This window comes from Acidovorax sp. 210-6 (genome assembly GCF_010020825.1).
Lineage (GTDB): Bacteria > Pseudomonadota > Gammaproteobacteria > Burkholderiales > Burkholderiaceae_C > Simplicispira > Simplicispira sedimenti.
The window spans coordinates 574,731-588,380 of the sequence record NZ_JAACJE010000001.1 but is presented as its reverse complement, the minus strand read 5'-3'; the positions used below and the strand labels follow the sequence as shown (position 1 = coordinate 588,380).

Below are 13,650 nucleotides of genomic sequence, written 5' to 3'. Positions count from 1 at the left end.
GCTCATACCCTCTCAATGGTTTTCCACCCGAACATGCCGGTGGGACGAATTAACAACACCACCAGCATGATGATGAAAGGAAAGACAGAGCCCAGCGCTCCCCCCACCAGGGGATCGAGATAGGCCGAAGCCAAACCCTGAATCACACCCACCAAAACACCGGCGATTAGCAACCCTGCGAGGGACTCCAACCCAGCCAGCAAGGCCACCGGCAAAGCAGCCAAGCCGATGTCGGAGCTCATCATGTTGATGGAGCGGCCACTCAAATGCACTATCGCCCCCAGTGTGGAAAGCACGGATCCCAGCACCCACGCAAACGCAATGGAACGCTGCACCGAGATGCCCATGGACATAGCCACCTGGTGATCTTCCGCCACGGCCGTCATGGTCAAGCCAGCCCTTGTTCGGTTGAAAAACCAGGAGAGGCCAACGCCGATGAAGATGGTCATGATTCCGCCGTAGAGCATCGAACGGGAGACGATGAGATCACCAACGATGATCGGATCCAGAGGAAAGATGACCGGAAAAGCACGCACCTGTGGGCCAAAAAGCACCAACACAACGCCTCGGATCAAAATCAAGAGACCGATCGTCACCATGACCATCGAGAAGACGGATTCCCCGACCAGACGGGCAAAAAATATCCGCTCAATCATGAAACCAAAAATTGCAGCACTAACGAATGCCACGGGCAATCCGACCCAAAGCGGTAGACTCATCTGAATAATGGTCCACCACACCATGTAGCCGCCAAAAACCACCAACTCACCTTGTGCAAAGTTGAACACCTTTGACGCGCGATAGATCACGACGAACCCCATGGCGATCAACGCATACAGAAGCCCTGACAGCGCACCGTTTATCGAGTAATTTAAAAAATCGATCATTTCCGTCCTCTGCTTCGGGCTACGCCCAGGTGGTCTGACCCTGCGGCATCCGTGTCATGGATGGACACCAGTGCCTCGAAATTGCCGCGCCGACCGTCTTGATAGGTCACAGGAATATCGATACGCACGGCGTGCGAGCCGTCATATAAACCGGTGATCAGCGTGGCGTATCGCACCTCCAGGAATTCGCGCCGCAGCTTTCTCGAACGTGTTAGCTCGCCCTCGTCCGGATCAAGCTCTTTCGGAAAATTAGCGAATCGCTTGACTCGCGCATGCGCCGGCAAAAACTGGTTCACACGGGCAATTTCCTGGCCGATCAACTCGGCGATCTCTGGCCGCTGTGACAGATCGGTGAAAGTTGAAAATCCGATCCGCTTGTCTTCTGCCCACCGCGACAGAACAGCCATGTCGATATTGATGAGAGCGGCCACGAAGTCCCTAGTCTCGTCTCCCACCGTCATGATGTCCTTGATGAAGGGACTGAACCGAAGGCGTGTCTCGACAAACTGCGGCGGGAAGGTTTCGCCGATGCGCAAGCGCTTCAGGTCCGACAACCGCTCCAGGAACACGAGCTCGCCTAGCTCCGTTTTCGTTACGGCATCGCCCGTGTAGAACCAGCCATCTTTCACCTTGGACTCTACGGAGCCCTCCCTGCGGTAGTAGCCCAGAAACGGGCTTCCGCCACGAATCTGAAGTTCGCCGTCCGCACTCAAGCGCCATTCCAATGGTGGGCCCGCCTCTGGATGCGCCTTCATCCAGTGCCCTACGGTCTCCAGATCAAATCGGTCACCCTGGTGGCATGTCAGCAACCCGGTTTCGGTGGAGCCATAGATGTTGCGCAGCGGTATACCCATGGCATGGAACATGCGAAACACATCCGGTGCCATGGTGGCACCACCGCAGCTGGCACAACGCAGCCGGGTCAGGCCGAGCAAATCTCGCAACGGCCGAAGAACCAGTGCATTGGCGATAGGAAACAGCAACCGGTCCAGCAGGCCAACGGGTTTTCCATCCAAGCGCCCCACATTAACGGTGTGACCGATCTTCATGCCCCACTCGTAGACACCTCGTCGAATGGGTCCTGCGTCGAGCATGTGCGCCTGCACAGAGGACGCCATGCTTTCCCACTGGCGCGGAGCAAATGTCATGCCTTCCACCGCCAATTCCCGAATGTTGGACAACACCTGCTCCGGGCCCTCAGGGAAGTTCACTACCATGGGCAATCCCAACCCCATGGTGATGCCATATATTTGTTCAGTGGCCCAAGATGGCGCGATGTAACTCAGGTATTCCATACCCGGCTTCACATCCATGGAATCGATCAAGCGTTGGGCGTTGTCGATCAAGAAACGATGCGTGAGGATGACGCCCTTGGGCTGCCCCGTCGTGCCGGAAGTGTAAGAAAGAACCGCTATGTCATCGGGGGCTCCCGCGTCCACTAGCGCGTCGTACAGCTTTCCGTTACGTTGATTGATTTCACGCCCTTGCCGCTGCATGCCATCGAAGGTATGCAGGATGGGGTCTTTATACGACCACATCCCCGTTTCGTCCCAATACACAATGTGGCGCATCTTCAACGTCTTGTTCCGGACATCCAGGCCCTTGTCAACCTGCTCTTGGTCCTGCGCGAACAAGATGACTGCTTCGCTGTCGTCCAGAAGATAAGCCACCTCCTCCGAAGTGAGGTCCGGGTACATGGATACAACTTTGCATCCCAGTGCATGCGCGGCGTACTCGGCCCAATAATGTTGCGGCTCATTCTCACCAATGATGGCAATGGTCTCGCCCGCTTTGACGCCCGCTTGGTGCATGCCCAGCGCAAGCTCTAGAACGTTGCGCTGCACATCCGCAAAACTGTACTCCCGCCAAATGCCGCGCTGCTTATGGCGCTGGGAAAGACGGTTGGGATTGGCATGCGCATGCTTGCGCAGCAACTGGGGAAGGGTCGCGATTTCGAGTTTCATTGGACGCCCTCTCCAAGATAGGCTTTAAGCACAGCGGGATTAGCCTGGATTTCCTTGGGCGTTCCATCGGCGATCTTGCGTCCAAAGTCCAGCACTGCGATGCGGTCAGCCAGGTCCATCACCACACCCATGTCGTGCTCCACCAAAACAATAGGAATGCGCTTTGCTTCGCGCACATCCAGAATGAAACGTGCCAGGTCTTCCTTCTCTTCCGTATTCATACCGGCCATAGGCTCATCCATTAGCAGAATCTTCGGGTCTTGGGCCAGTGCGCGCCCCAAGTCCACGCGTTTGCGAAGCCCATAACCGAGACTGCCCACCGGCACATGCCGGATGGATTCAATTTCCAGAAATTCAATGATTTCTTCCACTACCTCCCGATGCGAAACTTCTTCGCGTTTTGCCGGTCCGAAATAGAAAAACGACTGCACGAGATTGGCCCGCATGTGCATGTGGCGCCCCACCATCAGGTTCTCGATAACGGTCATGCCCGAAAAAATGTGCGTGCCTTGAAAGGTGCGCGCCAGACCTTGTGCCGCCACGTCGTGAACCGCCATGTCTCGCACGTTGCGCCCGGCCAGGGATATCTCGCCTTTCTTGGGGCGGTAGAACCCGCTCAGGCAGTTCATCAGAGAAGACTTTCCCGCTCCGTTCGGCCCGATGATCGCCAGCAGCTCGTCCTTGCGCACATCAATCGAAACATCATTCAGCGCCACAACTCCACCGAACTGCAGCAACAGATTCTGGGCTGTCAGCACCACGCCGTCCCGCTGGCATTGAATGGCTGCATTCATTGGCACCTCCACTCTGAATTCTTGGCTTTGTCCATCGAATTTCCTTCATAAGACCTTTGCAGGGTCTACGCATCCTTTTGCGGGAATGCTCGCAGCGATCAATGAACCACGACTAACAACGGACACCCGCATCCAGGCTGATCGTGGTGGCATTCAAGTAGGCGTTTTCCACAATGTGCCGAACCAGTCCACCGAACTCTTGTGCCTGCCCCATGCGATGCGGAAAAAGGATGACGTTGTCAATAATGTTTTGCGACACCTTGGTTGGCATGCCTGCAGACATGGCGGTCTCAAAGAGACCAGGCGCCACGGCCACCACACGGATGCCGTGTTGCGCAAGATCCCGCGCCACCGGAAGCGTCATACCAATGACAGCCGCTTTACTGGCGCTATAGGCGGCCTGGCCCATCTGGCCTTGCCACGCAGCACCGGATGATGTATTCACGATGACCCCGCGTTCGCCGTCTGCATTGGGCTCGTTCTGTGACATAGCCAATGACGCATAGCGCACCACGTTAAAGGTCCCGGTCAGGTTGATGGCGATCACCCGATTCCAAAGATCCATCGGGAATAACTCGCCCTTTGAAAGCGTCTTGCAGGGACCCAGAATTCCCGCGCAATTTACCGCCACATGCAGCGCACCAAACTCAGCCACTGCCGCATCTACGCCCGCCTTCACACTGGCCTCGTCCGAAACATCAACTTTCTGGATACGCACGCGCTCGCCCATTGGCAGCACCTCGCTCGCAAGGCGCTCTTCGTCCAGATCAACGGCCATGACCCGCGCTCCGGCCGCAAGCAATGCCTTGCAAGTGGCGAGCCCCAGGCCTGAAGCAGCTCCTGTTACGAAGGCAATGGTATTTTTGACATCCATAATGTTTCTCTTGTCTCTTATTAAGTGCAGCGATCAGCGCGCCAAGATGGTGATACAGGCAACAGCTTCTTCAATGCCCTCAAGACCGCCACCGTTTTCTGCCAGCGCAATCCTTGCTTCCGTCACCTGCCGCAGTCCGGCCTCCCCGCGAAGCTGAGTAACCAACTCATGGACTTGGGCAATCCCGGTGGCCCCAACAGGGTGCCCTTTGGACTCCAGGCCGCCGGACGGATTAACGGGAATGCGACCTCCAATCCGGGTGTCACCCCGCTCGGCAATCACACCGCCCATGCCAAACTCACAGAAACCAAGGTTTTCTGTCTGAATGATTTCACCCATGGCCGTGGCATCGTGCACCTCGGCCACCGAGATATCTGCTGGGCCAACACCTGCCAGTTCATATGCCCTGCGCGAAGCCAGTGCTGTGCAGTGGTTGGTGTAGTCGTCTTCGCCCCGGTCGGAACCGCTTTGCACTACTGCCGCCAACACCTTGATGGCACGCTTTTCATCGATGTTCAAGCGCTTAAGCGCCGAGCGTGTGCAAAGGATGGCTGCTGCTGCGCCATCTGACACCGGGGAGCACATGGGCAGAGTCAATGGGTAGGTGATAGGCGGCGCGGCGAGCACCTCTTCGACGCTGTAGGCCATCCGGTACTGCGACAGCGGGTTGTGCATGGAGTGCGCGTGGTTCTTGGATGAAACGGCGGCTATCTGACGCTGCGTCGTCCCGAAAGTGCGCATGTGCGATCGTGCAAACGCGGCATAAACGTCCATGAAAACGCTGTACGGCCTGGGTGAGGTACTCCCCTCGGGCACAGCCACGTCGCGCCCCATCTTCATCAATTCCACACGAATCTCTTCTGCACGCGAGAGATCCCAGGCACTATCAAACACCGAAAACATCTTGAGCTTGTCGGATGAGAACATCTTTTCTGCACCAACAGCCAAAGCGACATCGCCAGCACCCGACTTGAGGTGATTGCAGGCTAGAACGAACGCCGACGAGCCGCTTGCACAAGCGTTTTCGACGTTCACCACCGGAATGCGCCCAATCCCCATGGCCCGCAGCGCAATTTGCCCACGAATCATGTGCTGGCCATCCATATGCCCCTGGGAAGTGTTCCCAAAAAAGACCGCTTCCAGGTCTTCTTTTTTCAATCCCGCGTCCGCCAAAGCAGCCGCCGTGGCCTCGCGTGTGAGCGCCTTGATGTCTTTGTCCAGATGCCGTCCGAATGGCGTCATCCCCACACCAACCACATAGATATCTTCCATCGTATTTCTCCGTCGTGACTCTTCTTGATCCATGAAAGTCAAGTATCTTACTTTGCGTATGATAATTTTACTGTACAGTAAAATTATTACCTGCCTGCAAGGGATTACCCTTGGTATTACATTCGCGGCTCAGCAAAGCGGCAGGAATCGCATGCCCCGCGCAGTCTCAATATCGCCCTTCTCAGTCACGGTGTACAAACCACGAGCCACGTTGTGGGGATGAGCGGCGGCTTCGGCCATGGTGAGCACCGGCGCAAAGCAACTGTCGGTGCCTTCCATCAGTGCATTCCAGTACGTACTAGGTTGGGAAGCAAAGCGCTGCGCAATCCGCACCTTGAGAGACGGCCACAAAGTCTTGTCCATTTGCCGTGCGGGGTCGACATCCGTCAGCTGCAATTGCGTCAACAGCAATGCATAGAACTGTGGCTCGATTGCACCGACCGTGATGTATCGCCCATCGCTGCACAGATAGCGGTCGTAGAAGGGTGAGTCATGGAAGACACTGGGTTGGCTGCCTTCCAATCCACCACCTTGACGAATCAGTTGCACAAGCGGCGACAGCATTGCCAACACATCAATGATGGCGCCGTCAACCACGCACCCCTGGCCCTTTTCCCGTGCACCTAGCAACGCCGACACCATGCCAAATGCAAACCCGAGGGCGCCGGCAGCATCCCCAACCACTGTGGGTGGAAGCATGGGAGGGTGTCCCGGCTGCTCGGTAAGCGACATCAGCCCAGTGAGAGCGACATAGTTCATGTCGTGCCCGGCGGCCTGAGCCAGCGGCCCATCCTGACCCCAGCCAGTCATGCGCCCATACACAAGCCGCGCGTTGTATTCACCACATACATCGGGACCCAAACCCAGGCGCTCCATCACACCCGGGCGGTTGCCTTCAATCAACCCGTCGCTGCGCGCGACCATGTCCAGCGCCCGCGCCTTGTCCTCGTCGTTCTTGAGATTCAATGTGACGCGTCGTTTTCCGCGCGATAAGAGCGCCCCGTCCTTCGGAGTGAGCTCATCAGGCAATGCGCTCGCACCTGGCCGACCGACCACAGTAACGTCAGCGCCCATCTGCATCAACATGAATCCAGCTAAGGGTCCAGGGCCGATCCCCTCGAACTCGACGATCTTGATACCCGATAGCGGGAACATGAGCTGGCTGCTCTTACTTCGCATGAAGAACTCCGTTTGTTTAATTGTTTTACTTTAGGGTAAAATTATTGACTGATAAGTAATGGAAAACCCCATATCCCTCAAAACAGAGGCAAACGCAGAATCGATCCATGAACACGCAAGCCAGCAAGGAACCCCTGATGTCGACACCGGTTGTGATTACAGACGTACGAAAAGGCACCATGTGGATTCGCCTGAACCGACCCGATGCAATGAACTCGCTGACCCCGGCGGTGCTTCGGGGAATTGACCACGCACTCAACGAAGCACAGAGCCGCGGAGACGTGATATCCGTCGTATTGACGGGCACTGGACGGGCCTTCTGCGCGGGCGCCGACCTCAAGTACGTCAAGACGCAAGCGGGCGAAAGTGGCACCAGTGGCTTTCTGGACAGCGTACTTTCCACCATGAACCGGATTGACCGCTTTCCAAAACCCGTGATCGCCGCCCTGAACGGCATAACTCTGGCAGGCGGGCTCGAACTGGTGCTGTGCTGTGATCTAGTGCTGGCGGCAAGGAGCGCAAAAATTGGCGACGCACACGCAAACTACGGCCTGATCCCCGGAGGGGGGGGCTCGGTGCGCCTGCCGCGGGTCATTGGCCCCACACGCGCCAAGTACCTTCTCTTCACGGGTGACTTCGTGGACGCGGCAGATCTGCTGGAAGCGGGACTCGTCAACCAAGTGGTGGACGACGACCAGCTCGAAAGCGTTGCACAAGCCGTGGCCGACAAAATTGCCACGAAGAGCCCCCTTGGCCTGCGCCGCATGAAAACGCTGGTCGACGATGGTTTGCAGCAGCCTCTAGACACCGCCCTGCGATTGGAGCTTCTGGCCTCCGAAGTGCATTCCCACAGCGCCGATCTCCACGAAGGCCTGGCCGCATTCAACGAAAAACGCACCCCGCGCTTCACGGGCCACTAGGACGGCAACGCCATGCATACGTTACCCACCACCGATCGATTCAGACTACTGCGTGCTTCGCAGCAATTCGCCTACGACCGTGCCCCGGCCATCCGCGCGATCTATCAGCTTGCAATGATGACGCCGCAGGATCTCCAAGGCCCTGCCGACCTTGCACGGCTCGCCGTCACAAGCAAGGATTCACTGCTTGATAAGCAGCGCCAGTCACCGCCATTCGGTGGATTTCTCGCTGCCGACGACACATCTATCCGCCGCATTTATGTCTCCCCAGGCCCCGTCTATGAACCCCATTCTTTCGACGAAGACACTGGCAAGGGCTTCTCGCATGTGTTCAGGCAGGCGGGAATCGGACCCGGTGACCGTGTACTCAACACCTGGTCCTACCATCTTGTTCCAGCCGGCCTATTGCTAGATGCGGGCATTGCTGCCACCGGTGCGACGCTCATTCCCTGCGGGCCCGGCGGCGCCGAGCAACAAGCACAGCTCATCATGGAACTGGGCATCACCTGCATTTGCTCCTCCACCTCCTTCTTCGTGACCTTGGTCGAAACGCTTGAGCGCATGGGCTACGATCTGCCTTCACAATGGAAGGTCCGCTCCGCAATGCTGGGCGGCGAACTGGGTGACTGGATGGGCAAGCGCCGCGCATTGGAGCAGAAATACGCAATTCGCACGTTTTCGGCTTATGCCACCGGCGACTTCGGGCTGATTGCTTACGAGGAACTAGGACAACTGGGCTACACGGTCCAGCCTGACCGGCTCGTCCAGATCTGCGACCCGCACACCGGCGCACCCCTTCCGCCGGGCGAACCCGGCCAGATAGTGGTCACCACGCTGGACAGCGGTTGGCCTCTGGTCCGTTTTGGCACAGGCGATGTGGCGCAAGCGCTGGCCCATTCCCCGGATGGTCTCGTCGAACGAATCAGCTTGTTGCAAGGCCGAGTGGGCCAAGGTGTCAAAGTACGCGAAATTTTCATCTATCCACGCAACGTGGAAGAGCTGATCATCCGGATCCCGGCTATAGAACGTGCCCAGATCATCGTTGGAAAAAATCAGCATCGGGAAACTGCTACCTTGCGCGCGGTGCTGACGCCAGGGGCTTCTCACGAAGCCACGCAAAGCGATTTGATCGAAGTGTTCAGGCAATTGACCCGCCTGAGGCTCGACTCAGTCGAGTGGGTAATCCAAGAAGATATGCCTACTGACGCACCCTTGCTGGTTGACAACAAGCTGTGAAATCCTAAAAAGCGTTTGGTCTGATCCACCAAGTGGCTATACCGTTGCTCACCCAATGAAACGATAGTAATGATTGAACTCGCAGCCAATCCACTTATCTATCCCTTCAAGCCACCATCGTCACGACACTGGGTCGAGATCGCCCCTGGCGTACGCTGGATCAGACTGTCAATGCCTTTCCGGCTCGACCACATCAATGTATGGTCCATAGATACCCATGATGGCTGGGTGCTGGTAGATACCGGCCTGAATAGCCCCGACACCGTGGCCGACTGGCTGGACCTCATGGCGTACGGGCCGCTGGCACGGCCACTCCAAGGCGTTTTCGCCACCCACATGCACCCAGACCACATCGGCTTGGCTGGTTGGTTCACACGTCGCTTTGGTGTGCCGCTGCACATGAGCCGGCTGGAATACCTGACCTGCCGCGTGATGCATGCCGACACGAACCGCGAGGCACCGCCCGACGGCGTACTCTTCAATAGATGCACCGGCTGGTCGGAGGCAGCCATTGAAAGCTACCGCAGCCGCTTCGGCAACTTTGGCAAACATATCCACGCTCTGCCCGATAGCTACCGACGGTTGCAGGACGGCGACCACATCCAGTTGGGTAAGTATGGCTGGCGGATCATCACCACCGGCGGCCACTCACCAGAACATGCCTCTCTGTACTGCCCCGAATTGAAGCTGCTGATCTCCGGAGACCAGGTGCTGCCAAAGATTTCCTCGAATATTTCAGTGTTCGCCAGCGAGCCGCAGGCCAATCCGCTAAAGGAGTGGTACGAAGGGCTCGACAAACTAATGAGGGATGTTCCCAACGATGTGTTGGTACTCCCCTCTCACAACGAGCCCTTTTATGGACTGCATGAACGCCTTGACTCGCTCAGGTCAGGCCAAAATAGTGCCCTGAACCGGTTACGTCAAACATTGACTATCGGGCCTCAACGCATCGTCGATACGTTCGCTGCACTCTTTCATCGCTCCATCGGAGAACAGGATGCGCAGCAACTGAGCCTGGCAACAGGTGAGGCCGTTGCTTGCATAAACTTTCTCATTGCACAGGGCACCGTAGAATTCACGATGGACGAAAACGGGGTCGCGTGGTACTCAACAATAGATAGATGTCGGTAGTGGTGTTGGAGTTGACCCGGTTCCGTGAACGGATATTGGTTTAATTTTCAAACCGTTTTGGAGGTTGTCTCGGCGAGCACGTTGGCATCGTCGCTTGTTCAGCGTTGCCCTAAGATTTGCTTCTAGGACGATGGATCGCACGCCATACCCATAACAAGGGAGCAAAGTAGTTCCGAACTGACTGTCTGGCAACATTACAATTGTTCATGTTGCCAGCGTACCTTTGCCTGCGTCAATACGCAACACAATCTCAACAGGCATGGTAGTCCTCCCTCCTGCATCAACCACCAGTAGGGCAGCCTGCGCAAATGACTTTCGACCACTTCTGCACAGCACCAGCGGAATTCACCCAATTGCAGGCTCTCGGCGCGTGAACAAATATGTTTTAGCCAGCCAGCGATTTGCTCCGACGACCAGAACATGCGCAGTTTGTCAGCGACGTTGCGAGCCAACGCACCGTTGACTCTCAGCTTGCAGCGCTTGGGCCGCCGCGCTTGAACCCAAGTCGTGAGGTCGGCTTGGCTTGCTCGGTAACCGCCCAGGAGCTACCTCTCGTACTTCGCACGATCCTGCATGTGAGTCCTCTGCCACTTTGAAGAGAAGTAGCCGAGGATCATGACGCCACTGAAAACCATGGTGCCAATGAAGATGGGATCGGAAAGTGCTTTCATGATGGGTCTTTGTAGCCTTGCGCAAGACTATGGTCAAGGCGGCTTTTCTTCCATGGAGCAGTATCAAGCAGGCAGCACTATGGTTGCTCACTCCGATACAGACGGCGATTGGCTTCCTTCGCAAGCCATCATTGCCAAGGAGGAAGACACGGTCGTTGGCTCTCGACTTTGATCGCGCAGCCAGCTCGCTCTGTCATACACAAAGCCCGGGAATTGCTGTGACAACGTGGTTTTGTGCAAGATGAGGTTGCGGGCCAGGTGGGCCACTTCTGCGACCTCTTGCTCGTTGCGCACTTCAAGCGGTGCCACCAGGGTCACACCCATGGCCCAACTGAGACGCTCCCATTTCCATGACGGGCGAACTTCCAAGTCGATCCCATCCCGCATCAACCGCGCTTCAATCTGGAATAGCTTGGCGTAGTATTGGCTCTGCGCCTCCGAAGGCTCGCGACTGGTGTAACTGCTCCGCTTTTTTCGCCGGCCCGATTTGCCAACCTTCTTGTAGTTCTGGGTTCCCCCTTCGAACAACCAGCGATCCTGGGGACCGTCACCAGCCTCTTCCCAAGCCATAGAGCAGACGGCTTCTTTGAAGATGTCCCGAGGATGCCGCCACCACACCATGACGCGCCGTCCATTGAGGATGAAGCCCACGTCATCCCAGTACGAAAGACTGTCGGGCCCCATGTTCCAGTACGCATGAGGGATGTACAGGCCACCCTCTGACAGGCGCCACTGGTGCGTGCGGTGGTACTCCCGCATGCGCCTGCCCAGAGACTCATAATGTGGATTCTTCATGCGGATCCTTACCCAAAGGAGCGGTGTGAACACTCAGCGCAATTGTTCAGGGCACAACCTGTGAAGGATGAATGGCGATGACAAAAGCCCGGACTGCCACCACGAATGATATGGGCGACAGAGAGCAGCAGGATCTGCTGCAGGACTGGGATCGCATGGCTCCCGTGGGTGCTGAATTCGGCAGTCCAGACTATGAGCGCCTCGAAGAGCTCGACCACCTTGCCATCCTGGCCAAGGGCAGCCTGCTTGCGGCCCGCCGCTGGCTGGATACCCCCAATCAGGCACTGGAGGGCATGACGCCTGAAGAGGTGGCCAAAACTCAAGAGGGTTTTGCGCGGGTGCGTCAGTTGCTGACCTCGTCAACAAAGGCACGATGACACGCCAAACGGAAAGACGTTGATCAAGGTGACAGGGGCTTCTGGCGGTGTTCTTCGTTCTGAAGCAAGTCTTGTCGAGCCTCTTCACGCCCGGCGGAAATCTGCGCCGAAGCCAGATCCGCTGGTTGGAGCGTCTCGACGCAGACGGTATGCCCATCCTGTGTCAAGAACTCCACCTCATAAGCAGCACCTTGCCCATGGACGTGAACCACCACACCCAATGCGCCTGAATCCAGAGCATGTGCGGGAAGGGGCTATTTAAGGGCGACTGCGGTTTGTTCCTGCAGCATCTGCAATACCTCGGTCAGGTGTGCGCAGAGTTCTTCGACGGTTTCACCTTGGGTGTGCGCACCTGGGATTCCTGGCACATGGCCCACCAGCAATCCCGTGTCCGGATCGCGTTCAATGTGAATGGACGGGACACCAAGGCCAGCGCTTTGCTCCTGCAGGAACTTTGTAATGCATGGGTCCGAGGCTTGGATCGTTTGCACGCAGCCATCGACCATCCCGGTGAGGGGGATGCCGGCGCGTGCAGTCGATACGACCGCGTTGGCCACAGCTTCCCTGGCGAGCTGAGTTACCTGATCTGCGTCCAATCCGCAAAAAGTAGGCTTCGCGCGTTCCATGCGGGGAAGGCTACAGTCTTTGACTGTCGCGGGCAACACCGAGGCAATCCGGTGCATCGACGGGAGCCATGTCGCTACCTGTCTTGCGCTACACATTGGCTGGCGATTGGCGCGGATACCGAGAGCGATCAGCTTGTTCATTTTTTTGTCGTGTTCACGTTCCGTGAACATCGCAAAAAAGTGAACACCAGCGGCCACGGGTATGGTGCAAGTACGGCTCCGAGCCAGCCTCTTTCCAGGTATTGGGGATGCACGTCGTTGGAATTTCTTGGCATCGGCCCCAGAACAACTGGCAAGGTCGGCCAGGCCGCTTCAAAATCGCTGCATGGTCAGCCAGACGCTCGATAGCGCTACTCCCTACATCCCGGCATCAGCGCCGCGCAGCGCTGACGTCGTGCTCTACCTTGATCTGGATGGTGTCGTCCACCACGAGGCGGTGCTCTGGCATCCCCGAAAGGGCATCCACATGAGTCCCTACCAGGCGGCGGGCCATGCGCTTTTCGAGTGGCTTCCCCACTTGGAAGGGGTGCTGGCGCCCTTTCCTGCGGTGGCCCTGGTGCTCAGCAGCACCTGGTGCATTCGGCCGGGCTACAGCAAGACCCTTAAATTGCTTCCCGATTCATTGCGAACAAGGTTCATCGGGGGCACCTTTCACAAGCGTGTGCATGGCGCGGATCCTTGGACCCTTGCATCGTTTCGCAGCAGTCCCCGAGGCGTGCAGGTGTTAGCTGATGCCCAGCGAAGAAAGCCAAGGCATTGGATCGCCCTGGATGACGATATCGAGGACTGGCCCGAATCGGCACAGGCGCATCTGATTGCCTGTGATGGATCCATGGGGCTGTCTTGTCCCCTTGTGAGAGATGCATTGCACCAGAAGCTCCTGCAGTTCCACTCACCGGGTATCGACCGTGCTTGAGCACAGGC

The 13,650-nt window shown here is 57.1% G+C and carries 13 protein-coding genes and 2 pseudogenes; 5 read left to right on the top strand and 10 right to left on the bottom strand.

The genetic code is table 11. From position 1 onward, the window contains the following. Positions 1-2: 2 nt before the first annotated feature. From GWK50_RS02720 to GWK50_RS02695, 6 genes are all read right to left on the bottom strand, one after another. Positions 3-887, bottom strand: a complete 885-nt coding sequence (locus tag GWK50_RS02720; RefSeq protein WP_162015175.1) for a branched-chain amino acid ABC transporter permease — start codon at positions 885-887, stop codon at positions 3-5. Then, positions 884-2,851 (bottom strand): AMP-binding protein, encoded by a 1,968-nt coding sequence (locus GWK50_RS02715; protein WP_162015174.1) that lies wholly within the window; start codon positions 2,849-2,851, stop codon positions 884-886. The genes GWK50_RS02720 and GWK50_RS02715 overlap by 4 nt, the downstream gene beginning before the upstream one ends. Beyond that, positions 2,848-3,645 (bottom strand): ABC transporter ATP-binding protein, encoded by a 798-nt coding sequence (locus GWK50_RS02710; RefSeq protein ID WP_162015173.1) that lies wholly within the window; start codon positions 3,643-3,645, stop codon positions 2,848-2,850. The genes GWK50_RS02715 and GWK50_RS02710 overlap by 4 nt, the downstream gene beginning before the upstream one ends. Before the next feature lie 112 nt (positions 3,646-3,757). Further along, positions 3,758-4,519, bottom strand: a complete 762-nt coding sequence (locus GWK50_RS02705; RefSeq protein WP_162015172.1) for an SDR family NAD(P)-dependent oxidoreductase — start codon at positions 4,517-4,519, stop codon at positions 3,758-3,760. A gap of 33 nt (positions 4,520-4,552) precedes the next feature. Continuing rightward, positions 4,553-5,791, bottom strand: a complete 1,239-nt coding sequence (locus tag GWK50_RS02700; RefSeq protein WP_162015171.1) for a thiolase family protein — start codon at positions 5,789-5,791, stop codon at positions 4,553-4,555. Between the two features lie 129 nt (positions 5,792-5,920). Further along, complete coding sequence (locus GWK50_RS02695) at positions 5,921-6,946, bottom strand: CaiB/BaiF CoA-transferase family protein (RefSeq protein WP_197904965.1); 1,026 nt, start codon at positions 6,944-6,946, stop codon at positions 5,921-5,923. A gap of 131 nt (positions 6,947-7,077) precedes the next feature. Between GWK50_RS02695 and GWK50_RS02690 the strand changes: the two genes are divergently transcribed. From GWK50_RS02690 to GWK50_RS02680, 3 genes are all read left to right on the top strand, one after another. Then, on the top strand, positions 7,078-7,890 hold the full coding sequence (locus GWK50_RS02690) for an enoyl-CoA hydratase-related protein (RefSeq protein WP_242455271.1): 813 nt from the start codon (positions 7,078-7,080) through the stop codon (positions 7,888-7,890). Positions 7,891-7,902: 12 nt separating this feature from the next. Next, entirely contained in the window at positions 7,903-9,126 is a 1,224-nt protein-coding gene (locus tag GWK50_RS02685; protein WP_162015169.1) for a phenylacetate--CoA ligase, read from the top strand. A 69-nt stretch (positions 9,127-9,195) separates the two neighbouring features. Next, complete coding sequence (locus tag GWK50_RS02680) at positions 9,196-10,257, top strand: MBL fold metallo-hydrolase (protein WP_162015168.1); 1,062 nt, start codon at positions 9,196-9,198, stop codon at positions 10,255-10,257. Positions 10,258-10,634: 377 nt separating this feature from the next. Here the strand turns inward: GWK50_RS02680 and GWK50_RS19765 are convergent. Both GWK50_RS19765 and GWK50_RS02675 read right to left on the bottom strand, forming a co-directional pair. After that, a pseudogene (locus GWK50_RS19765) lies at positions 10,635-10,790 on the bottom strand (IS30 family transposase); the annotation flags it as partial. Positions 10,791-11,015: 225 nt separating this feature from the next. Next, entirely contained in the window at positions 11,016-11,723 is a 708-nt protein-coding gene (locus tag GWK50_RS02675) for a hypothetical protein (RefSeq protein ID WP_242455270.1), read from the bottom strand. Between the two features lie 71 nt (positions 11,724-11,794). Here GWK50_RS02675 and GWK50_RS02670 point away from each other — a divergent pair, with 71 nt between their 5' ends. Continuing rightward, positions 11,795-12,100: an MbcA/ParS/Xre antitoxin family protein gene (locus GWK50_RS02670; protein ID WP_162015167.1), complete on the top strand. Its 306-nt coding sequence runs from the start codon at positions 11,795-11,797 to the stop codon at positions 12,098-12,100. A gap of 23 nt (positions 12,101-12,123) precedes the next feature. Here the strand turns inward: GWK50_RS02670 and GWK50_RS02665 are convergent. After that, positions 12,124-12,339 (bottom strand): annotated as a pseudogene (locus GWK50_RS02665) (DUF4926 domain-containing protein); the annotation flags it as partial. Positions 12,340-12,354: 15 nt separating this feature from the next. Further along, positions 12,355-12,867 carry a type II toxin-antitoxin system HicB family antitoxin gene (locus tag GWK50_RS19760; RefSeq protein WP_242455269.1) on the bottom strand — a complete coding sequence of 171 codons (513 nt, stop codon included), beginning with the start codon at positions 12,865-12,867 and terminating at the stop codon, positions 12,355-12,357. 295 nt (positions 12,868-13,162) lie between these two features. Between GWK50_RS19760 and GWK50_RS02655 the strand changes: the two genes are divergently transcribed. Then, positions 13,163-13,642 (top strand): HAD domain-containing protein, encoded by a 480-nt coding sequence (locus GWK50_RS02655; protein ID WP_242455443.1) that lies wholly within the window; start codon positions 13,163-13,165, stop codon positions 13,640-13,642. The last annotated feature ends 8 nt before the right edge of the window (positions 13,643-13,650 follow it).